At 69.7% G+C, this 22,279-nt stretch carries 16 protein-coding genes; 10 read left to right on the top strand and 6 right to left on the bottom strand.

Annotated elements, in window-relative coordinates; translation table 11 throughout:
• Positions 1 to 6: 6 nt before the first annotated feature.
• A complete protein-coding gene (locus tag ACH34W_RS05520; RefSeq protein WP_395959600.1) occupies positions 7 to 702 on the top strand; it encodes a DUF4191 domain-containing protein in 696 nt (231 codons plus the stop codon).
• 92 nt (positions 703 to 794) lie between these two features.
• Here ACH34W_RS05520 and ACH34W_RS05515 read toward each other — a convergent pair whose 3' ends face one another.
• Positions 795 to 1,259 (bottom strand): RDD family protein, encoded by a 465-nt coding sequence (locus ACH34W_RS05515; RefSeq protein ID WP_395959599.1) that lies wholly within the window; start codon positions 1,257 to 1,259, stop codon positions 795 to 797.
• Positions 1,260 to 1,435: 176 nt separating this feature from the next.
• Between ACH34W_RS05515 and glnA (ACH34W_RS05510) the strand changes: the two genes are divergently transcribed.
• From glnA (ACH34W_RS05510) to ACH34W_RS05500, 3 genes are all read left to right on the top strand, one after another.
• Entirely contained in the window at positions 1,436 to 2,860 is a 1,425-nt protein-coding gene (glnA, locus tag ACH34W_RS05510; protein WP_395959598.1) for a type I glutamate--ammonia ligase, read from the top strand.
• Positions 2,861 to 2,991: 131 nt separating this feature from the next.
• Positions 2,992 to 5,166, top strand: coding sequence for a DEAD/DEAH box helicase (locus ACH34W_RS05505; RefSeq protein WP_395959597.1), 2,175 nt, complete (start codon positions 2,992 to 2,994; stop codon positions 5,164 to 5,166).
• 75 nt (positions 5,167 to 5,241) lie between these two features.
• On the top strand, positions 5,242 to 5,643 hold the full coding sequence (locus tag ACH34W_RS05500) for an OsmC family protein (RefSeq protein WP_395959596.1): 402 nt from the start codon (positions 5,242 to 5,244) through the stop codon (positions 5,641 to 5,643).
• Positions 5,644 to 5,664: 21 nt separating this feature from the next.
• Here the strand turns inward: ACH34W_RS05500 and ACH34W_RS05495 are convergent, their stop codons facing one another.
• Positions 5,665 to 7,062 carry an alpha/beta hydrolase gene (locus ACH34W_RS05495; protein ID WP_395959595.1) on the bottom strand — a complete coding sequence of 466 codons (1,398 nt, stop codon included), beginning with the start codon at positions 7,060 to 7,062 and terminating at the stop codon, positions 5,665 to 5,667.
• Between the two features lie 240 nt (positions 7,063 to 7,302).
• Here ACH34W_RS05495 and ACH34W_RS05490 point away from each other — a divergent pair, with 240 nt between their 5' ends.
• Together ACH34W_RS05490 and ACH34W_RS05485 are read left to right on the top strand one after the other, a co-directional pair.
• On the top strand, positions 7,303 to 8,217 hold the full coding sequence (locus ACH34W_RS05490; RefSeq protein WP_395959594.1) for a phosphatase PAP2 family protein: 915 nt from the start codon (positions 7,303 to 7,305) through the stop codon (positions 8,215 to 8,217).
• A gap of 13 nt (positions 8,218 to 8,230) precedes the next feature.
• A complete protein-coding gene (locus ACH34W_RS05485) occupies positions 8,231 to 9,019 on the top strand; it encodes a phosphatase PAP2 family protein (protein WP_395959593.1) in 789 nt (262 codons plus the stop codon).
• 7 nt (positions 9,020 to 9,026) lie between these two features.
• On the opposite strand, the gene ACH34W_RS05480 is transcribed toward ACH34W_RS05485, so the two are convergent.
• On the bottom strand, positions 9,027 to 12,224 hold the full coding sequence (locus ACH34W_RS05480) for a bifunctional [glutamine synthetase] adenylyltransferase/[glutamine synthetase]-adenylyl-L-tyrosine phosphorylase (RefSeq protein WP_395959592.1): 3,198 nt from the start codon (positions 12,222 to 12,224) through the stop codon (positions 9,027 to 9,029).
• 244 nt (positions 12,225 to 12,468) lie between these two features.
• Between ACH34W_RS05480 and ACH34W_RS05475 the strand changes: the two genes are divergently transcribed.
• Positions 12,469 to 13,932, top strand: coding sequence for an FG-GAP-like repeat-containing protein (locus ACH34W_RS05475; protein ID WP_395959591.1), 1,464 nt, complete (start codon positions 12,469 to 12,471; stop codon positions 13,930 to 13,932).
• Between the two features lie 96 nt (positions 13,933 to 14,028).
• On the opposite strand, the gene glnA (ACH34W_RS05470) is transcribed toward ACH34W_RS05475, so the two are convergent.
• Positions 14,029 to 15,390 carry a type I glutamate--ammonia ligase gene (gene glnA, locus ACH34W_RS05470; RefSeq protein WP_395959590.1) on the bottom strand — a complete coding sequence of 454 codons (1,362 nt, stop codon included), beginning with the start codon at positions 15,388 to 15,390 and terminating at the stop codon, positions 14,029 to 14,031.
• Between the two features lie 323 nt (positions 15,391 to 15,713).
• On the opposite strand from glnA (ACH34W_RS05470), the gene ACH34W_RS05465 reads away from it, so the two are divergent.
• A complete protein-coding gene (locus ACH34W_RS05465) occupies positions 15,714 to 16,772 on the top strand; it encodes a terpene synthase family protein (RefSeq protein WP_395959589.1) in 1,059 nt (352 codons plus the stop codon).
• Between the two features lie 30 nt (positions 16,773 to 16,802).
• On the opposite strand, the gene ACH34W_RS05460 is transcribed toward ACH34W_RS05465, so the two are convergent.
• Positions 16,803 to 17,807: a DUF5937 family protein gene (locus ACH34W_RS05460; RefSeq protein WP_395959588.1), complete on the bottom strand. Its 1,005-nt coding sequence runs from the start codon at positions 17,805 to 17,807 to the stop codon at positions 16,803 to 16,805.
• A gap of 55 nt (positions 17,808 to 17,862) precedes the next feature.
• On the opposite strand from ACH34W_RS05460, the gene ACH34W_RS05455 reads away from it, so the two are divergent.
• Together ACH34W_RS05455 and ACH34W_RS05450 are read left to right on the top strand one after the other, a co-directional pair.
• Positions 17,863 to 19,125, top strand: a complete 1,263-nt coding sequence (locus tag ACH34W_RS05455) for an MDR family MFS transporter (protein ID WP_395959587.1) — start codon at positions 17,863 to 17,865, stop codon at positions 19,123 to 19,125.
• A gap of 78 nt (positions 19,126 to 19,203) precedes the next feature.
• Positions 19,204 to 20,997 carry an NAD+ synthase gene (locus tag ACH34W_RS05450; protein ID WP_395959586.1) on the top strand — a complete coding sequence of 598 codons (1,794 nt, stop codon included), beginning with the start codon at positions 19,204 to 19,206 and terminating at the stop codon, positions 20,995 to 20,997.
• Here ACH34W_RS05450 and ACH34W_RS05445 read toward each other — a convergent pair.
• On the bottom strand, positions 20,986 to 22,278 hold the full coding sequence (locus ACH34W_RS05445) for a HEAT repeat domain-containing protein (RefSeq protein ID WP_395959585.1): 1,293 nt from the start codon (positions 22,276 to 22,278) through the stop codon (positions 20,986 to 20,988). The two genes, ACH34W_RS05450 and ACH34W_RS05445, sit on opposite strands and share 12 nt — an antisense overlap.
• Position 22,279 lies beyond the last annotated feature (1 nt).

Genomic DNA, 22,279 nt, shown 5'->3' with positions numbered 1-22,279 from the left:
GGGGCCATGTCGAAAAACGCCACGGACGGGGCCCAGGAGCGTCCGGGCCGCCTCAAGCAGATCCGCATGGTCGCCCAGGTGCTCCGCCAGGCGGACCCGAAGGCCCTCCCGATCGTCTTCGCGGCCGCGATCGGCACCCTGGTCCTGGTCATCCTCGTCGGATGGCTCATCGGCCAGCTGTGGTTCTTCATCCCCCTCGGGCTTCTGGCCGCGGTCGCCGTCGGCATGATCATCTTCGGCCAGATGGCCCAGCGCGCCCAGTACAAGGTGATCGCCGGCCAGCCCGGCGCCGCCGCCGCGATCCTGAAGAACATGCGCGGCGGCTGGACGGTCACCGAGGCCGTGAGCGGCAACCGCAACCTCGACATGGTCCACCGCGCGGTGGGCCGGGCCGGCGTGGTCCTGGTGTCCGAGGGCCCGGGCAACCGCGTGGGCCCGCTCCTCGGCGCCGAGAAGAAGCGCATCTCCCGCGCCGCCCAGCAGGTCCCCATCTATGACATCCAGGTGGGCGACGACGAGGGTCAGATTCCGGTCGGCAAGCTCCAACGCCACCTGATGAAGCTCCCGCGCAACCTCACCAAGGCTCAGGTCTCCGAGCTGAACGACCGCCTCCAGGCTCTTCCCCGCTCCATGCAGATGCCCAAGGGCCCCATGCCCAAGGGTTCGCGCATGCCCAAGGGCCCCAAGCCCAAGATGCGCTGAGCACCACTGACAAGCACCAACAAGGAGGAGCGGCCCGCCAAGGCACGCTCCTCCTTCACGTATAAGCCTTCACGTGTAAGCCCGCGAGCCCGTCAGGTGTTGATGACGATGGTGTTGGAGGCGCGGTCGTGCATGCCTCGGTAGTCGCGGTCCCAGATCATGGCGGGGATGATCAGGACGAGCAGGAAGGTGCGCGCGAGAGACCAGCCGAGGCCGACGGGCTTGCCGTCGAGGCGGATCACGCGGATGCCGGTGAGGCGCTTGCCGATGGTCATGCCCAGGGTGGCGGTGAGCAGCCAGGCCTGAAGGGCGAAGATCCCGGTGTTGGCCAGGGAGCGGGTGCCCGGGGACCAGTCGAGGACGTTGGCGAGGAAGGCCCCGATGAGGGCGGCGACCAGGAGATCGATCAGCAGGGCGACGATCCGGCGGCCGTAACCGGCGACGGCTCCGCTGCCCTCTTTGGGAAGACCGAGGCGTTCGCCCGGATAGCCGAGATCAGCACCCGCCGCGCGGGCACCGCCCAGCCAGGTCTGCGTCCAACGGGTGCCCTTGCTCATGGCCCATACGCTATCCGGTTCCGTGAAGAACTCGGATTTGGGGCGTGGCATGTGCCCCGCCGGGCAGTGACCTGCTCCACAATGTGATGCGTAACACAGGCGAAACATATGGGACACGGCCGGGAAACCGCCCGCCCATAGCCTTCCGTAAGCCAAAAGCGCCCCAAGGAGGCTGGATGTTCAGCAGCGCCGATGAGGTCCTGAGCTTCATCAGGAACGAAGGTGTGCGATTCGTCGACTGTCGGTTCGTGGACCTCCCCGGGAAGATGCAGCACTTCACGTTCCCCGTGGAGAGCTTCGGCGAGAGCGTCTTCACCGAGGGGCTCATGTTCGACGGCTCGTCGGTCCGCGGGTTCCAGGAGATCCACGAGTCGGACATGCTCCTGCTCCCGGACCCGAGCACGGCGGTGGTCGACCCCTTCCGTCAGCACAAGACGCTGAACCTCAACTTCTTCGTGCACGACCCGCTGACCGGGGAGCCCTACAGCCGGGACCCGCGCAACGTCGCCAAGAAGGCCCAGGACTACCTGCGCGGCACCAACATCGCCGACACGTGCTACTTCGGCCCCGAGGCCGAGTTCTACATCTTCGACGACGTGCGGTTCGAGACCAAGGAGAACGCGGGCTACTACTACCTCGACTCGGTCGAGGGCGCCTGGAACACCGGGCGTGAGGAGCCGGGCGGCAACCTCGGCGCCAAGCCCCCGTACAAGGGCGGCTACTTCCCCGTTCCGCCGATGGACCACTACACCGACCTGCGGTCGGAGATGGTCGCGCAGCTGCTGGACTCCGGCATCCATGTGGAGATGCAGCACCACGAGGTCGGCACCGCCGGCCAGGCTGAGATCGACTTCCGCTTCGACACGCTGCTGAAGACGGCCGACAACCTGCTGCTCTACAAGTACATCGTCAAGAACGTAGCGCGCGCCGCAGGCAAGACCGTGACGTTCATGCCGAAGCCCATCTTCGGCGACAACGGCTCGGGCATGCACTGCCACCAGTCGCTGTGGAAGGACGGCTCCCCCCTCTTCTACGACGAGGTGGGCTACGCGGGCCTCTCCGACAACGCGCGCTACTACATCGGCGGCCTGCTCAAGCACGCGCCGTCGCTGCTGGCGTTCACCAACCCGACCGTGAACTCCTATCACCGCCTGGTCCCCGGCTTCGAGGCCCCGGTCAACCTGGTCTACTCCCAGCGCAACCGTTCGGCGTGCATCCGCATCCCGATCACGGGCTCCAACCCCAAGGCCAAGCGGGTCGAGTTCCGCGTGCCCGACCCGTCCTGCAACCCCTACCTCGCCTTCTCGGCGATGCTGATGGCGGGCCTGGACGGCATCAAGAACAAGATCGAGCCCGCCGAGCCGGTGGACAAGGACCTCTACGAGCTTCCGCCCGAGGAGGCCCGCGCGATCCCGACGGTGCCCGGCTCGCTGGAGGCGGTCCTCGCCGCACTCGAGGCCGACCACGACTACCTCCTCGAAGGCGGCGTCTTCACGCCCGACCTCATCGAGACGTGGATCGCCATGAAGCGCGAGTTCGAGATCGACCCGATCCGCCTCCGCCCCCACCCGCACGAGTTCGAGCTCTACTACGACATCTAGACCGCCGGAGTGGCTCACTGGAACGCCCCGTCTTGTGACGGGGCGTTCTGGCGTTCTGGCGTTCTCGGGAGTGCGGGCGGGGTGTCGTACCTCGATGGCATCATGTGCTCGGGACGGAGGTGGCGGGCAGGATGGCGCAGGAGGTGCTCAGGGGGCGGTCGCCCGCGGAGTCCAAGGAGCTTCTGCGGAACGCGTACGACCTGCGCGACGCGGCACGGGTCCTGGTCGAGGACCATCGGCGGGCCAGGGCGGCGGTGCAGGAGGCGCTGGGGCCGTTGCGGCGGCGGGCGGCGCGGGAGCAGCTGGCCTCGATGCCGGTGGCGCGGCTCAAGGACGTGACCAGCGGCCGGTTGCAGTTGCCCGCCTTGGAACGGGCCGAGATCGAGACGGTGCTCCAGGTCCTCGACACCACGGCGTACGAGCTGCAGTGCCTGCCCGGCATCGGGCCGCAGACGGCCAACCAGATACAGGCTGCGGCGCATCAGATTGCCGAGGCGGCCGAGCGTGTCGCCACCATCCGCATCGGCCTTGACCGGAGTGATGCCGACATCACCGCGCTGGTGGTGGCGCTGCACCTGCTGGTGAACGCGGGCAGGAATGTGCCCCGGGCGAGCGAGGCGGCGGTCGAGCTGGACGAGCGGCTGTCGCCATTGGTGGCGATGGCGAGGCCGGCGGTGAGCTGGTGGCGCCGGTTGTTCTCAAGCAGGGAACGGCGCGAGGAGGCGATGGGGGCACTGGCCGAGCTCACCCAGGTGGTGCGGGAAGAGCACGCCCGTGGCACACCCGAGTTCCTGGCGCAGGCGTCGGTGGATTTGCTGCGGCCGCGGGTGTCAGCGGATGAGGCGTGGATCGACTTCGAGCTGCGCGCGTCCGATTACTACGCCCTGCTCGCCGAGCTGGCGGCTCTTGATCCGGAACGCGACCCGGGCGAAGGTTTCCTGCCCGACGACATCACGAAACGTGTCAAGGCGCAGCCGCTGGACGAGACGCATCTGCGCGTCTCGCTCCGCGGTTACCAGTCGTTCGGTGCCCGTTTCGCGTTGGCCCAGCGGCGTGTGGTGCTGGGTGACGAGATGGGGCTTGGTAAGACCGTGCAGGCCATCGCGGCGCTTGCCCATCTGGCCGCGGAAGGGGCGACACATTTCTTGGTCGCGTGCCCGGCCAGCGTGCTCATCAACTGGCTGCGTGAGATCGACGCGCGCAGCGCCCTGAAAGCGCATCCGGTGCATGGTTCCGATCGCGCCGGCGCTCTCGATGACTGGATACGCGAGGGCGGCATCGCGGTGACCACGCTGGACGTTCTGCACACCTTGGACGTCCCGCACACCGTCACCATCGGCATGGTCGTTGTGGACGAGGCGCATTTCGTCAAGAACCCCGCGACCCGCCGTTCCCGGGCTGTGGGCGCTTGGTGCGCGCGTTCCGAACGGGTGCTCTTCCTCACCGGGACTCCGATGGAAAACCGCGTTGAGGAGTTCCGCAACCTGGTCGCCCATCTGCAGCCCGTCCTCGTCCCCGACATCCGGCGGAGCGACGCGGCGATGGGTCCGCGCGCGTTCCGCGCCGCCGTGGCCCCGGCCTACCTGCGCCGCAACCAGCTCGACGTCCTCGTGGAGCTGCCCGAGGTGGTGCACGTCGACGAATGGGAACAATTCAGTCATGCCGACGCCGCGGCCTACCGCCGGGCGGTCGCCTCCGGCAACTTCATGGCCATGCGGAACGCGGCGTACGCGGTCCCCCGCAAGTCGGCCAAGCTCAAGCGTGTGGTCGAGCTGGTCGAGGAGGCCGCCGCCAACGAGCTGAAGGTCGTCGTCTTCTCGTTCTTCCGCGACGTGCTCTCCAGCGTCGGGGCCGCCCTCGGCGAACGCGCGCACGGCCCCATCTCCGGTTCCGTCCCGCCCGCCGGCCGCCAGGCGATGGTCGACGCGTTCACCGCCGACCCGGGCCACGCCGTCCTGCTGAGCCAGATCCAGGCGGGCGGCACCGGCCTCAACCTTCAGGCCGCCTCCGTCGTCATCATCTGCGAGCCTCAGGTCAAACCCACCCTGGAGAGCCAGGCCGTGGCGCGCGCCCACCGGATGGGCCAGGTCCGTCCCGTTCAGGTGCACCGCATCCTCTCGACGGACAGCGTCGACCAGCGCATGCTCGACCTGCTGCAGGGCAAGAACGCCCTGTTCGACGCCTACGCCCGCCGCAGCGACATCGCCGAAGCCTCACCCGACGCCGTCGACATCTCCGAGCAGGCCCTCGCCCGCCAGATCGTCGAAGAAGAACAACTCCGCCTCGAAACGCCCCGCACCGCCTGACGCCGCCCCCGGGGAAGATCCAGGGGGGCCGCCGTGTTTCGATGGGGCGTCATTGGAACGATCGAAGGGGAGCTCATGGCCACGGTGAAGGTGGAGCGGACCGAAGACGGCTACCAGGCCACCAACGACCGCGGAGCGCGCGTCGCGATCAGCGACTCCAGCGACATCGAGGGCGCGTTCACTCCGGTCGAGCTGCTGCTGGCGGCGCTGGGCGGCTGCGAGATCGTGACCGTGGAACCGCTCACGGCCCAGCGCGGCCACCGGATGGTCAAGCTCGCCGCGACCGTCTCCGCCGACAAGGTCGCCACCAGCAAGCTCGGCACGATCACCATCAACTACGAGGTGGAGCTCCCCGAGGGCGACGACAAGGCCGCGGAAGTCCTGGCCAAGGTCGCCAAGCGCGTCCACAACAGCTACTGCACGGTCGGCAACGCCCTCAAGGAGCAGATGAAGGTCGAGCAGGTCATCTCCACCTGACGCCCCGCCTGTGTGCTAGCGCTACGGGCAGGTCTTCTTGGTGGGCCGCTTGCCGCCCAGTAGGTAGGCGTCCACTGTGCGTCGGATGCAGCGGTCTCCAGTGTCGTAGGCGCCGTGGCCCTCACCCTTAAGGGTGACCAGGGTCGCGGAGCGGCCTAGCTCTTTGGTCAAGCGGGGCGCCCAGGCGTATGGCGTGGCGGGGTCACCGGTGTTCCCCACGACCATGATGGGTGCCGCGCCTGGGGCGCTGACCTCCTTGCCCGCGTTATCGCCTTTCACCGGCCAGCCGGTGCATTGCAGCAGGCCCCAGGCCATCGTCGGTCCGAAGGTGGGCGACGCTTTGCGATAGCGGGGCAGCGTCTCTCGCACGTCTGCCCAGGTGTAGCGGTCGGTCGTGTCGGCGCAGCTGATGGCGGTGTTGGCTGCTGCAAGGTTGTTGTAGTGGCCTGTCTTGTCGCGGCCCGTCTGCAGGTCTGCCAGGTTTAGCAGGATGTCGCCCTTGCCCTGTCGCGCTTCTGTGAGGCCTTGCGTGAGAATCGGCCAGAGCTCTTTGGAGTAGAGGGCGGTAAGAACGCCAATGGTTCCCAGGCTCTGGGTGAGTTTGCGGTCGCTACTGGTCGGGAGCGGTTTGGCGTCAAGGCGCGTCAGGAGTTTCTGAACGGACGCCACGACATCCTTGCCCAACGGACATGGCGTTGCGCAGGCGGCCCCGTAGTTGCCCAGCGCCCGTTGGAAAGCCGCAGCCTGCTGGAGGCCGCGGTTCTTTGTGCTCACCTTGGGATCGACGGCGCCGTCGAGGACGGCTCGTCCTACCTGCTTGGGGAACTGGTGGGCGTAGTTGCCGCCCAGCTCCGTCCCGTACGAGATCCCGAAGTAGTGCAGCCGCTTGTCCCCCAGCGCCTTCCGGATCATGTCCAGGTCCCGGGCAGCGTTGACGGTGCCCACGTGCGGCAGGAGCTTGCCGGAGCGCGCTATGCAGCCCTCCTCGTACGAGAGGGACATCCTGCGGAGGGCCTTTTCCTCGGCGGCGTTGTCCGGCGAGCCGTCCATCGCCATGAACCGGTCCATCTGCGTGTCGTCTACGCATGTCACAGGGGCGCTCTTGCCCACGCCGCGTGGGTCGAAGCTGACGAGGTCGTAGCGTGTGTTGAGGTTCTTATAGCCAGGCGCGGCCCGGGTGAAGATGTCCACGCCAGAGCCACCGGGCCCGCCGAAGTTGAACACCAGGGAGCCGATGCGGCGGGTCGGCTGCGTCGCTTTCGCCCTGATCAGCTCAAGTTCGATTGTCCCGCCGCCGGGTTTTGCGTAGTCGAGCGGTACCTTGACCGTGGCGCACTCGAACTTCTGGCAGGGCCGCCAGGAGAGCGCCGGGTTCTTCTGCGAGTCACCGCCGCAGGCCACCAGACCGAAAGCGGCCACAAGGACGACGCTAACCGCCCCTGTGTCGGGTATTGAGACCCTCCATACCATTCGTCCCCTCCGTTCTCTCACGGGGGGCGGTGCTGACCTACCCACGTCCTCCTATGCTGACTCCTGATCAAGAGCCACCCTCCCCCAAAGGTCCGGAGGGGACATCAGGGTCGTACTACTCAAGGCTGAGATGAAGACCATTCGTCGCGGTGATCTCAAATAGGTGGCCGCACCGCAAAGATAGGGAGCATGGCCCAAATCGCCCCACCCGCTCCTCGTGGCCAGACCGAACAGGCCCGCCCCGCCCCCGCGCGGCGGGCCGTCAGCGTGCCGGAGGTCAAGCGGATCTCCGTGCCGCCGGTATGGCGTGAGCTGCTGCTGATCGCGCTCTTCTATGCCGGTTATACGTTGACGCGCATGGTTCTGGTTCAGGACGGGACGGGACCTGCATTCGCGAACGCGGATCAGATCCTGGCCACCGAGCGGTTCCTGGGGATCGACGTCGAGCTCGGTCTCAACCAGATGTTGCTGCAGGTGCCGTGGCTGGCCCGTACCGCCAACATCTTCTACGCCACCGCCCATTTCGCGGTGACGCTGGCGATCGTGGTGTGGCTGTACCGCCGCAGACCGCAGGACTACCGCTGGGCGCGCACGGGGATCATGATCGCCACGGGCGTGGCGTTGCTCGGCTTCTGGCTCTACCCGCTGGCGCCGCCGCGGTTCCTGCACTCCGAGGGGTTCGTCGACCCGGTCACCGCACTGCACTCGCTGGGCCTGTACGCGAGTGACGCCTCCGGGACCCTCACCAACCAGTACGCGGCGATGCCCTCGATGCACGCGGGCTGGGCGATGTGGTGCGGCTTCCTGCTGGTCCGGCTGGCCGCGCGGCGCTGGGCCAAGGTGCTCGGCGCGATCTATCCGGCCACCACGGTCTTCGTGATCCTCTCCACCGCGAACCACTACATCCTGGACGCGGTGGCCGGGATCGCACTGATCGGCGGAGCGATGGGCCTGTCATGGTTCCTTTATCACCGGTGTCCGGAACCGGTTCTGGTCTTGCGGGACCGTACGACATCACTGCTGGTACAGCGGTTGCGGGCACGGCCGAGACCCGTCACGGCCGATTCCGGCGCGGTCCGGGGTGCGCAGAAAACCAGCATTTGAGATCCTTGACTGCATGGCCAGGCTGGCCGGTGAACCGAGCATCGACCGTCACCCCGTGGTGGCGGTCCGGCCGCGGCTGCGGACCGAACTGCTGCTCCTGCTGATCTGCTACGGCGCGTACGAGATCGTCCGCAACCTCGTTCCGACCGACCACGCGATGGCCGCGCACCGCGCCTACCTGATCCTCGATCTCGAATACGCCGCGAATCTGGACGTCGAGTACTCCCTCAACCGGCTCTTCGCCGACCACACCTGGGTCGCGGTCCCGGCCAACTACTTCTACGCGACGATGCACTTCGTCGTGACGATCGGCGTGATGGTGTGGCTGTACGTGTGGCATCCGGGCCGCTATCCGCTGTACCGGTCCCTGCTCTTCGCGACCACGCTCGTCGGGCTCGCCGGATTCTGGTTGTTCCCGCTGGCCCCGCCGCGCATGTTGCCCGGCTTCACCGACACGGTGATCAGCTTCGGTACGTGGGGCATCTACGACTCCGGGCCGACCGCCTCGGTGTCCAACCAGTACGCCGCCATGCCCTCGATGCACGTCGCCTGGGCGCTCTGGTCCACCGTCGCGATCATCACCGTCGCCCGGCGGCGCTGGGTCGTGGCGCTCGCGGTGGTCTACCCCGCGCTGACCGTGCTGATCATCATGGGTACGGCCAACCACTACCTTCTCGACGCCGTCGGCGGCGCCGTGGCCCTCGTCCTCGGCTACGCCCTCGCGCGCGGTGCGTTCCGGGCCACACGCTCGCCCTCCTGTCCCGCGGTCACCCCCTCGTCCAGCCGGGGGTCATTCAACTAGCCGGTGATCATTCTGCGCCGTAGAACACCCGGTCCACCACGGCCCGGGCCCGGCGGGCGTGGCGGCGGTAGTCCTCGATGAGGTCACCGGTGCCGGGGTAGCCGAGGACGCGGGTCACGGCGCTGCGTTCGCGGTGGTGGTCGGTCGGGAGGAGGTCGGAGGCCCGGCCGCGCACCAGCATGATCACGCCGCGGATCCGGGTCGCCAGCTGCCAGGCCTCGCACAGCACCCGGGCGTCGTCCCGGTCGAGCAGGCCGGCCTCGACGGCGGCGTCCAGGGTGGCGAGGGTACGGGTCGTGCGCAGCGCGGGGACGTCGTGGGCGTGGCGGAGCTGGAGCAGCTGGGCGACCCATTCCACGTCCGACAGCCCGCCGGGCCCGAGCTTGATGTGCTGGCGCCGGTCGACCCCCCGGGGCAGGCGTTCGGACTCCATCCGGGCCTTCAGCCGCCGGATCTCCCGGACGGTGTCGTCGCCGATGCCGCCCTCCGGCCACCGCACGGGATCGATGAGGGCCCGGAAACGTTCGCACAGGTCGCGGTCGCCGATGATCGGGTCTGCGCGGAGCAGCGCCTGGCTCTCCCAGGACGCGGACCAGCGGGCGTAGTACGCGGCGTACGAGGCGAGCGTGCGGACCAGCGGGCCCTGCCGCCCCTCGGGCCGCAGGTTCGGGTCGATCTCCAGCGCCGGGTCGGGGGCGGGCAGCGCCAAGAGCCTGCGGAGTTCCTCGGCGACCGCGTGGGCGGCGCGGCTGGCGCCGCGCTCGTCGGCGCCGGGCAGCGGATCGTGGACGAACATCACGTCGGCGTCGCTGCCGTAACCGAGTTCGTGGCCGCCGAAGCGGCCCATCGCCACGACCGCCATCCGCGTCGGCAGCGGCTCCCGCCGCTCGATCTCGATCTTGTTGATGGCGGCCTGCAGCGCGGCCTCGACCGTGACGGTCGCGATGTCGGTGAGCGCCTCCCCGACCGTACGGACGTCGGCGAAACCGAGCAGGTCGGCGACCGCCACCCGGAACAGCTCGCGGCGGCGCAGCCCCCGCACCACCGCGACCGCGGCCTCGCTGTTGTTGACCGGATCGCCCTCGACTCTGCCCTTACTGGGATCGCCTTCGGCTCTGCGCTTACTCAGGTCGCCTTCGGCTCTGCGCTTACTCAGGTCGCCTTCGGCTCTGCGCTTACTCAGGTCGCCTTCGGCTCTGCGGCGCACGGCGGCCATCGCCTCCACGCGCAGCGTCTCGTACCGCCGCGGCGCGAGGTCGGCCTCGCTGCCGAGCATCGCGACCGCCTCCGGCGCACGCAGCAGCAGGTCGGTGGCGTAACGGCTGGACGCGAGAACGCGTGCCATCCGTTCGGCGACCGTCACCTCGTCGCGCAGCAGCCGCAGGTACCACGGCGTCGTGCCGAGCGCGTCGCTCACCTGCCGGAACCCGAGCAGCCCGGCGTCGGGATCGGGGGCGTCGGCGAACCACCCGAGCATCACCGGCAACAACGTCCGCTGGATGGACGCGCGCCGCGACACCCCCGAGGTGAGGGCCTCGATGTGCCGGAGCGCGCCCGCCGGATCGTTGAAGCCGAGCGCCTCCAGCCGTACCCGGGCGGCCTCGGGCGTGAGCCGGGACTCCTCGCCCGGCAGCCGGGCGACCGCCAGCAGCAGCGGACGGTAGAACAACTTCTCATGGATGCGGCGCACCTCGCGGGCATGCCGGCGCCACAGCGCGGTGAACTCCCCCACCGGATCGGTGCGCAGGCCCAGCGCACGGCCCAGCCGGCGCAGGTCGATCGGGTCGTCGGGCACCAGGTGGGTACGGCGCAGCCGGTGGAGCTGGATGAGGTGCTCGACGCGGCGCAGGAACCGGTAGGCCGAGGTCAGTGCCGCCGCATCGTCGCGGCCGACGTAACCGCCATGTGACAGTGCTTCCAGCGCCTCCAGTGTCCCGGCACCGCGCAGTGTGGCGTCCGCGCGCCCGTGGACGAGCTGCAGCAGCTGTACGGCGAACTCGACGTCGCGCAGGCCGCCGGGACCGAGCTTCAACTGGCGTGCGGCGTCCTGCCCGCGCTCGGTCAGGTGAGCCTCGACGCGCCGCCGCATCGCCTGGACGTCCGCGACGAAGTTCTCACCTCCCGTGGCATGTGTCTCGCCCCCGCGGCCACGCCCCACCGCCCCCCAGACGATCGGCGTGATCGTCTCCATGTAGCGCCGGCCGAGCTCGGTGTCGCCCGCGACGGGCCGTGCCTTGAGCAGCGCCTGGAACTCCCAGGTCTTGGCCCAGCGCTCGTAGTACGCCCGGTGGCTGGCGACCGTCCGTACCAGTGGGCCCGCCTTCCCCTCCGGGCGCAGCGCCGCGTCGACCTCCCACAGGGCGCCTTCCTCGGTGCTGGCCGAGCACGCGCGCATCAGGGCCGACGCCAGCCGTGTGGCGGTACGCAGGCCCGACTCCTCCGGGTGGCCCTCACGCGCCTCCGCCACGAAGATCACATCGACGTCGCTGACGTAGTTGAGCTCCCGGCCGCCGCACTTGCCCATGCCGATGACCGCCAGCCGGCACGCCGCGCACTCGGGCACCGCAGCCCGCGCCACCGCCAGCCCCGCCTCCAGCGCGGCGGCCGCGAGATCGGCGAGCTCGGCCGACACCTGGCCGACATCGGCCGCGCCGATGAGGTCGCGGCCGGCCAGCTGGAGCAGATGCCGCCGGTACGCGGCGCGCAACGCCACCAGTGTCTCGGCGCCCGAGCCGCCGGCGACGGGTTCCGGACCGGCCGGGTCGGCGCCGACCGCGCGCAACAGGTCCGCCCGAACCGCCGCGGGCGAAGCGGGTTGGAGCGCTCCATCTCCCCGCAGCACACGCCAGTCCGCAGGATGGCGGGCAAGATGATCACCCAGGGCGGCACTCACCCCGAGCACAGTGAAAAGCCGTTCCCGGGTCGCCGAGTCCTTGTGCAGGACGGCCCGCAGGTCGGCCCCGCCAGCTCCGTCGGCTCCATCGGCGCCGTCACCCCCGACCGCGGCGAGCAGGCGCAGAATCCCTGTCAGCGCGAGATCGGGATCCGCGGTGGCACCGAGCGCGTCCAGCCGGCCGTCACCGAGCACGCCGTCCGGATCCTCCTCGATCAGCCGCCGCTCCGCGAGACCCGCGTCGGTGAAGCCGAGCCTGGCCAGGCGACCGGCCAGCGAAGGACGACGATCAGGAGTCCACAGCTGCTGCACGACTCCACCGTAATCGGACGACCCCGCCACGGACGAGGAAGGCCGTACCCGGAAGATCTCGATTACGTCTACCCCGCCCGCCCGGGACCGCACCATCACATCCTGACATCGACGTGAACCTCGAACGATCTTGAGGCGTCTCTTCTTCAAACACCCATCACCACCAAGGCCGCTGTAATCCCGCCCAAACCTGAACGATCCGGCACGATCCGGCACGATCCGCTGCCGTGGAACGAGGAGATACGTGAAGAAGAGTTCCCTGACCGCCCTCAGCGCGGCGGCGGCGACCACGGTGGCGTTCACCACTGTGGTCGCTGTGGTGACAGCGGAGGGCAAGGCGTTGGACGCCGCGCTGGCGGCCTCGAACGCCAAGCCACGCAAGCCTGCCAAGCCGTCCGACTTCAACGGGGACGGGCGGCGTGACCTCGTGGCCGCGAGCCCGGAGGGATGGGTGAAGGGACGCCCGCAGGCGGGGTTCGTCACGGTGGTCTATGGCGGGCCCAAGGGGCTGAACACCAAGGCGCGGCAGACGATCGACCAGGACAGCCCAGGCATTCCGGGGTCGCCCCAGGAGAGCGGTGCGTTCGGCGAGTCGGTCGGCTCGGCCGACTTCGACGGGGACGGGTACGCCGACCTGGCGGTGGGCGGGCCGTGGAAGCAGGGCGTGGTCATCGTGTACGGCGGGCCGCGCGGGCTCACCGGGCGCACCGTGCACCTGCCCATCAGCACGAACGAGGCCGGTACGAAGATCACGATCGGGGACTTCAACGGCAACCGGGTCCCGGATCTGGTGTTCAAGGGCGGCCGCGGCGTCGCCGAGTACTGGACCTTCAGCGACATCCGAGGGCGTGCCGTGCCGGGCGTCCGGAACCGGGTGCCCGCCGACGAGGGCATGACGTTCAACTACCCGACCGCGGCCGACTACAACGGCGACGGTTATTCCGACCTGGTCGTGCAGGTCGTGGGGAGCATCGACGGCGGGCCGTCACCGCAGTTCCTCCAACTGCGGCTCGGGTCGAAGAAGGGGCTCGGCCCGGCGCGGCAGATCAACCGGCCGACCGGCGACGTGGCGGCCACCGGCGACATCAACGGCGACGGACGGGCCGACCTCGTCACCCGTGGCTACACCACCGACGAGCCCCGCCAGGAGGGGGCGATCATGGTCTACCTCGGCACCCGTACCGGTCTCGGCGCACCGAAGACGATCACTCAGGACACCCGGGGCGTGCCGGGCAGCGGTGAGAAGGGCGACGAGTTCGGGTACCGGATCGCGGTCGGCGACGTCAACGGCGACCGCAAGGCCGATGTCGCGATCGGCGCCCCGTACGAGAACGTCGGCAAGGCGGCCGACGCGGGCACCGTCACGGTGCTCTACGGCGCCAAGGGCGGGCTCACCACCAAGGGCGCACAGCTGTTCGGCCAGGACAGCAAGGGCGTGCCGGGCGGTGCTGAAAAGGGCGACACGTTCGGCCTCGGACTGTCCCTCGCCGACCTCAACGGTGACGGCCGCGCCGAGCTCACGGTCGGCACCCCGCACGAGAACGGGTACAAGCTCGCGGGCACATCGCAGTACGTCTGGCCGGGTCGCCTGTACGTCTTCACCGGCACCCGCGCAGGCCTGACCGTCAAAGGCGTCAAGAATTTCGGCCCCGCTGACATCGGCATCAACCGGCACAACGCGCTGCTCGCCGACCCGCTGCTTCCTTGACCTGCTACTTCCCTGACCTGCTGCCCTGACCCGCTACTTCCCTAAGGCCAACGGCCTCGGCCCGGACGCGCGCCCCGGGTCGGGGCCGTTACGCCGCTACAGGACGGCGATGAGGCGCTGGCGTTCGTAGGCGGTCACCTGGCGGCGGTAGTCCTCCCACTCCTGGCGCTTGTTGCGCAGGAAGAAGTCGAAGACGTGCTCGCCGAGCACGTCTGCCATCAGCTCGCTGCGCTCCATGGTGCGGATGGCCTCGTCCAGGCTCTGCGGCAGGGGCTCGATGCCGAGCGCGCGGCGTTCGGCTGCCGTCAGGGCCCAGACGTCGTCCTCGGCACCCTGCGGCAGCTCGTAGCCTTCCTCGATGCCCTTGAGCCCGGCGCCCAGGATCGCCGCGAACGCCAGGTAGGGGTTGGCGGCGGTGTCCAGCGACCGGAACTCGATCCTGGTGGCGTGGCCCTTCTGCGGCTTGTACATCGGGACGCGGACCAGCGCGGACCGGTTGTTGTGGCCCCAGCAGATGTACGACGGCGCCTCGCCGCCCGCGCCCGCCGTGGAGCCGACACTCCCCCACAGCCGCTTGTACGAGTTGACCCACTGGTTGCACACCGCGGTGATCTCGGCGGAGTGCCGGAGCACACCGGCGATGAACGCGCGGCCGACCTTGGAGAGCTGGAACTCCGAGCCCGGCTCGTAGAAGGCGTTGCGGTCACCCTCGAAGAGCGACATGTGAGTGTGCATGCCCGAGCCCGGATGGTCGGTGAAGGGCTTGGGCATGAACGAGGCGAACACGCCCTGCTCCAGCGCCACCTCCTTCATGACCAGCCGGAACGTCATGATGTTGTCGGCGGTGGTGAGCGCGTCGGCGTACCGCAGGTCGATCTCCTGCTGGCCGGGGGCACCCTCGTGGTGGCTGAACTCCACCGAGATCCCCATGGCCTCAAGCATCATGATCGCGTTGCGCCGGAAGTCGTGCGCGGCGCTGTGCGGGGTGTGGTCGAAGTAGCCGCCCGAGTCGACCGGGACCGGCTCGCGCCCGTCCTCCGGCCGGTCCTTGAGCAGGAAGAACTCCACCTCAGGATGCGTGTAGAAGGTGAACCCGAGATCGGCCGCCCGGGCCAGCGCCCGCTTGAGCACGTAGCGCGGGTCGGCGAAGCTCGGTGTGCCGTCGGGCATGAGGATGTCGCAGAAGATCCGGGCCACCCCGGGGCCCTCGGACCGCCACGGCAACACCTGGAACGTGGACGGGTCCGGCTTGGCGATCATGTCCGCCTCGTAGACCCGGGCGAAGCCCTCGATCGCCGACCCGTCGAAGCCGATTCCCTCGGCGAAGGCACCTTCGAGCTCGGCTGGCGCGACCGCGACGGACTTCAGAAAGCCGAGCACGTCGGTGAACCACAGCCGGATGAAGCGGATGTCGCGCTCCTCCAGCGTGCGGAGCACGAACTCCTGCTGACGGTCCAAAGCCCTCTCCCTACCGATCGCCGTGCCGACGTCCTGCGTATGCCCGATTTCCTGCGTATGCCCTCACCGGACGCCGTCACACAGAGTTTCCGCAGGTGTCGACAGGTCCAGCTTCTTCGCAGTATGCCCCGGCGCTGTTTCGAAGACGTTACAAGCCCAAGATCACGTCGCCGCCCAGGGACGAAGCCGTACATACCGTCACCCCGAACTCTGCCATACGACCTGCGCAACCTCACAGCAGCCACCCTCATGGTGACGCATGACCGTGGTTTCCCCAATATTTGACGTGGCGATCTCCAGGAGCGCGCGGGGCGATCATTAGCGTGGGGCGCGTCGTGGACGCCTTCCTGCTGCTCTCGCTGACCGACCAGGTCGCCGCCCTGGCCGCTCCCTCGGTCATGCATCCCCATGCCTGGCCGCTGGGTGAACGGGTGGGGGCGTGGGCCCGCAACCGGGGCCTGGTGCTGGGTGATCCGGACACCTCGCCGCTGGGCCGGGGGCGGTTCGAACGGCTGGCGGCACGGATCTTCCCGACCTGCGAACTGGATCGGGTGGAGCTCTTCGCCCGCTGGCTGACCTGGGCTTTCGCGCTGGACGACACGTTCGACGACACCCCTGCGGGTGCCAGCGCCACCGCCGTGCACGGGCTGTACGAGGACCTCCTGAAGGCGATACGCCGTGGCCACGCCAGGCCCGGGGCCCGGCCGCTGGAGGCCACGGTCGTGGACCTGTGGCAGTCCACCGCCGCCGGCATGACCCGCGACTGGCGCCGCCGGTTCCTGCTGCACATGGAGGAGCATCGGAACGGGTGCGCGGACGAGGCGGTCGGCCGGCGGGTGGGCGGGATCCCCACGCAGGCCGCCTATCCGGCGCTCCGGCGGCGGGCCGCCGCGCCGTTCCTGTACGACCTGATCGAGCCGGTGCTGGGCGTGGAACTGCCGCCCCTCCTGCTCGCCACCCCGTTGTGGAAGACCTTGATCGATGGCACCGCCGACGTGCTGGCGTGGTGCAACGACGTCGCCTCGTACACCAAGGAGGCGGCGCACGGCGACGTGCACAACCAGATCGCGGTGCTGAAGGCCGCCCGCGGTTTCGAGCCGGCGCAGGCAGCCGGATGGATTCTGGACCGCATCGTCCACCGCGTGCTGGACGTGCAGACGGCCGCGCAGACGATGGGCGACTCGCTCGGCGTGCTGCGGCTCCCTCAGGAGGAACGCGGCGCAGCGGCCCAGGTCGTCCGTACCCTCCTGGACGCGCCCCGGGCTTACCTGGACTGGCTCGCCGAGTCGGGTCGTTACAGCCAGTCCGGCGGTACGGGCCGCGCCGCGCTGGTGCCCGGCCAGCAGAGACCGCGCCTCGACGCCTTCGCCTCACTGCGCTGACGGAGATTCACTGCGCTACTGGCTGGAGCTTCACTGCGCTGACGGAGACTCCGCCAAGGCGTCTCCAGCCCTGGTACGCGTGTAGAGGACGCGGCGGCCGAGACGGTGCCCGGTGACCAGCCCGCAGGCCCGCAGGACGCCGAGATGCTGGCTGACCGCGCCCGGCGTCACGTTCAGGCGCCGGGAGAGCTCGGTGGTCGAGGCCGGGGAGACGAGCGCGATGAGCAGTGCGGCGCGGCGCCGTCCGATCAGGGCGGCGAGGGCGTCCGGCGGCGCGGCGGGACTCGACTCCCAGAGGGTCGCCACGCCGTACGGCGGGTAGCTGAGCATGGGCTGGTACGGCGGCACCATCACCGAGACCTGCGGCCAGACGAAGACGCTGGGCACCAGCAGCAGCCCGCGCCCGGCCAGCTCACCCCGGTAGTCCCACCAGCGGTCGACGAAGAGCGTGTCCCCGTGCCAGCGGACGGCGGGGTCGAGGTCGGCGAAGACACCCTCCGCCCCGTTCGCCGCCAAGGCCCGCGTCCGCCGCAGGACGTCGCCTTCCAGCAGGTCCCGGATCCCCTCCCAGTACGGGTCGACGGCGGCGGTCCAGAACCGTTCGAGCTGGTCGCACAGCGCCTCCAGGGATCGCGCAGGCTCGGCCGCCATCGCCGGCAACGCCGCCCCGGCCGCGTTCTTCCGTTGGGTGTTGCCGTGTTTGGCGCTTCCCCATCCCGTCAAGCGGAGTTCGTTGGCGACGACCTCGGGCGGCGTGGCTCGGACGATCTCCAGCTCGGCCCCGAAGTCGGGCAGCGGCGTCTCCGGCGGCGGGGTGAGGAAGTCCGGAATGTAGCCGGTCGGCGGGACCACGTTCCGCAGGAGTTCGATGTCGAGCCCGCGCAACCTCGGCCGTACGGCGTGCACCCACGGCAGGTGCAGGGCGCGCCGGGACGGGTCCGCGAGCACCCGCAGGCCGTGCACCAGCTCCCAGAGCGGCGAGAACGCGAAACGCACCCGCGCCACGTCGTCGATGCGGAAGACGAACTCGATCATTTAGCTCACGCTAAATGATTTTGATGATCATCACACCGGCCGGACCATCGATCACGTGACCGCCCTAGACGAGCCCCCCGCCCCTGTCACCGTGTCGTCCGCCCCCGGCAGGCTGCCGCCGTTCCTGCACGACCGGATCGGCGGTTTCCCCCGTACGTTCTGGATCCTGTGGTCGGGCACCCTGCTCAACCGGCTCGGCACGATGGTCGAGCCGTTCCTGGGGCTCTATCTGACCACCACACGCGGGCTGTCGCTGGGCCAGGCGGGCCTGGTGATGGCCGTGCTCGGCGCCGGGTCGATCGTCAGCCAGCTCGTCGGGGGCTTCCTCACCGACCGGATCGGCCGCAAGGCCACGCTCACTCTCGGGACCGTCCTCACGGGCCTGGCGATGCTCGCGCTCGGCTACGCCCAGGGCATCGTGTCGATCGTCGCGGCGGTGCTCGTCCTCGGGCTGGTCCTGGACCTCTACCGGCCCGCGTCGCAGGCGATGGTCGCCGACATCATCTCCCCCGCCGAACGGCCCCGCGCGTTCGCGCTGCTCTTCTGGGCGATCAACCTCGGCTGGGCGGTCGCCACCGTCCTCGGCGGCACGCTGGCCCAGCATGGTTTCCTGTGGTTGTTCTGGATCGACGCGATCACCTGCGCCGGCTTCGGCCTCCTGGTGTGGCGGGCGGTGCCCGACTCGCGGCCCAAGCGTGCCAAGGCCGGACGCGACGAAGGGGGCTTCCTCGACGTACTGCGCGACCGCGTCATGGTCATGTACGTGCTGATCGGGATCGCCTACACGTTCGTGCTCCTCCAGGGCATGACCACCATGGCCCTGGCCATGAAGGAGGACGGCCTCGGGCCGCAGGCGTACGGGATCGCGGTCGCCGCCAACGGGGTCATCATCATCACCGTGCAGCCGCTGGTGGCCGCGTGGCTGAGCCGCCGCGACCACAGCCGGGTTCTGGCCACCGGAGTCGCGATCGTCGGCATCGGCTACGGGCTGACCGCGTTCGCGTCCTCGTTGTGGAGCTATGTCGGCACGGTCCTGGTCTGGACGCTCGGCGAGATCATCGCCGCGTCGGTGATCCAGGCGGTCGTCGCCGACCTCGCCCCGGCCCACCTGCGCGGGCGGTACAGCGGCCTGTACGGGATGGCATGGTCGGGCGGGTTCCTGCTGGCCCCGCTCGGCGGCACCCAGCTACTCGGGATCGGCGCGCCCGCGTTGTGGCTGACCTGCCTCGGGCTCGGCCTCGCGGCAGCCACGGCCCTGCTCGGCCTCGGTCCCGCGATCCGCCGGCGTCGCGAGCAGGCCCTGCTCGCCGGCACGTAGGCGCACCGGGGGTTCTTTTCGTCACATTGACGAGATTTTCCTCGGAATCGGGATCGGCGGCGGCTTAGGCTGGTGGACGTGGCACAGCTCCGGATCGCGCTCGCGCAGGTGAACTCGACGGTCGGCGACCTCGACGGCAACGCCGACCTCATCGTGGAATGGACCCGGCGCGCCGCCGACGCGGGCGCGCACCTGGTCGCCTTCCCCGAGATGATGCTGACCGGCTACCCGGTGGAGGACCTCGCGCTGCGCAAGTCCTTCGTCGAGGGTTCGCTCCGCGTCTTGGAGCGCACGGCCCGCCGCCTGGCCGACGAGGGGCTCGGGAACGTTCCAGTCGTCACCGGCCACCTCGACCGCCGTACGGTCAGCCTGGTCCGGACGGGGCAGCCCGCCGGATCGCCGCTCGACGCCGCCGCATGGCTGCACGGCGGCGAGGTGCTGGTCCGGTCGGCCAAGCACCACCTGCCCAACTACGGGGTCTTCGACGAATACCGCATCTTCGTGCGCGGCGACCGGCTTCCCGTGGTCCGCCTGCACGGCGTGGACGTCGCGACCGTGGTGTGCGAGGACCTCTGGCAGGACGGCGGCCCGGTCAGCGTCACCGAGACCGCCGGCGCCGGGCTGCTGCTGGCGATCAACGCCTCCCCGTACGAGCGCGACAAGGACGACGTCCGCCTCGAACTGTGCGCCCAGCGTGCCCGGGAGGCCGGCTGCGCGCTGGCCTACGTCAACATGGTCGGCGGCCAGGACGAGCTGGTCTTCGACGGCGACTCCGTCATCGTCGGCGCCGACGGCACCCTGCTGGCGCGCGCGCCGCAGTTCACCGAGCACCTCCTGATGGCCGATCTGGCACTGCCCGCCGCCGACCCCGCGCTGGGGCCCGGCAAGGTTCCGGTGGACGCGCTGGATGGCACCACGATCACGATCGACCGCCATGTCCTCTCCCCCACCCCGCTGCCCGCGTACCCCGTGGAGCCGCAGTCGGTGTCCGAGCCTCTCGACGACCTCGGGGAGGTGTACGCGGCGCTGGTCCTCGGCACCCGCGACTACGTCCGCAAGAACGGCTTCCGCTCGGTCATCCTCGGCCTGTCCGGCGGCATCGACTCGGCCCTGGTCGCCACCATCGCCGCCGACGCCATCGGCCCCGACAACGTGCACGTGGTGCTGCTGCCCAGCCGCTACTCCTCCGAGGGCTCGGTCACCGACGCCGAAGACCTGGTCAAGCGGCAGGGGCTGCACTCGCGCGTGGTGCCGATCGCCGGCATGGTCGAGGCGTTCGAAGAGCAGCTCGACCTCACCGGCCTCGCCGACGAGAACCTCCAGGCCCGCATCCGCGCCAACGTCTGGATGGGCCTGTCGAACGAGTACGGCCACCTCGTCCTCACCGGCGGCAACAAAAGCGAGCTGGCCACCGGCTACTCGACCCTCTACGGCGACTCCGCGGGCGGCTTCGGTCCCATCAAGGACCTGACCAAGACGATGGTGTGGGCGCTGGCCCGCTGGCGCAACGCGCAGGCCGGCTCCGACCTGGTGTTCCTCCACCCGTTCGGGGAAGAGCCGATTCCCGAGGTCATCATCCAGAAGGAGCCGTCGGCCGAGCTCCGCCCCGGCCAGATGGACCGTGACTCGCTGCCGCCGTACGACGTCCTCGACCCGCTGCTGGTCGACTACGTCGAGCGCGACATGGGCCGCGACGCCCTCGTGGCGGCGGGCCACGACCCCGCCCTGGTCGAACGCGTCATCCGCCTGGTCGACCTGGCCGAGTACAAGCGCCGCCAATACCCGCCGGGCCCCAAGATCACCGCGAAGAACTTCGGCCGCGACCGCCGGGTCCCCATCACCAACCGCTGGCGCGAACCCTCAGCCGACTAGCTCCAGCGCCCGCCCGGTGACAAGGATTCCCTGTTCGAGCGGGTAGAAGTCAGGCGAGATCCGCCCGGCGCATCGTTCCTGTTCGGCGAGGTAGAGCGCGTGGATGCGCCGCAGTTGTGGGACCAGGGGCGCGGCGGCGCTCCCCCAGCCCGCGACCTCCCTGAGCATGTCGCTCTCGTAGACGCGCAGACCGCCGCGCACCTGGACCCCGCCGCCCTCCAGGAAGACGACGGTGATCGGAGGGACGTCCTCCAGCCGTCGCAGCACTGCGGGCACAAGCGCGTCGGCATGCGCCCCCATGTGCTCCAGTGCGCTGCTGATCCACAGTGGGAGCCGCTCTTCGCCGAGCAGGCGCAACAATGCTGGGACGGCTCGTTCATCACCCGCCTTCGCCAGCGCGATCAGAGCGTGATCGCCCGCTTTCGGGTCATCCAGCACGGCGGCCAGATCGTCCATGGCGGGACGGCTGATCTCGCCCGGTACGTAGGCCAAGGCGCGAGCCGCATCCGCGCGCGCACGTTCGTCAGGGTCGTGCAGGGATCGCGCCAGCAACGGAACGAGCGCGGCGGCGTCTTTGGGCTGCCGTGCCCGAATGAGCACCTGTCCGGCGCGTGAACTGACGGCCGGAGTCATCTGCGGATGTCTCTCCGCGATACTCAGCAGGACGTATGCCATATCGCGCGGCCTGTCGTGGAGCGCCGCCTGCACGGTGCCGAGCCCGGTGTCCCAACCCCCGCCCCAGTACGCCTCCAGCGCGGCATCGCCGGGCTCGATCGTCTCAATGAGCGCGTCGAGCACCGCCGCGGGCGGCCACGCCTTGGCCGGGCGCATGTGCTCGCACCAGCCGAGCGCGGCGGCGAAGCGCACCACCGGATCGTTCTCCGCCCCGAGCAGTCCGGCGAACCACGGCTCGGCGGGCGCCGACGCGTGCGGCCCGAGCCGCGCGGCGGCCATGATGAGGCCGAACCGGGCCGGGGCGTCGTCCTCGTTCTCCAGCCGCGCCTTGATCACTTGCAGGGCCTCGTCCGCCTCGGTCCAGAACCATTCCAGGACGTGGGAGACCATGCGCCGGATCTCGAGGTCGGGATGATCCAGCCGGGCTGACAGCTCGGTGAGCTCCACGTTCCAGGCCGCCGGCACCAGGTCGGACCATTCCGGATGCTCGCGGACCGCGAGGCCGAGGGCGGCGACCAGCCCGCGCATACCGCGGCCGCTCGACTCTCCGGGCTCGTCGAAATTGTCGAACTCGCGCAGGAAGGCGAGCAAGGGGTGCGCCGTCACC

The sequence above is a fragment of the Actinomadura sp. 6N118 genome (genome assembly GCF_044326415.1).
GTDB lineage: Bacteria > Actinomycetota > Actinomycetes > Streptosporangiales > Streptosporangiaceae > Spirillospora.
The sequence above is the reverse complement of the archived record's forward strand: the minus strand, read 5'-3'. Positions and strand labels throughout refer to the sequence as shown.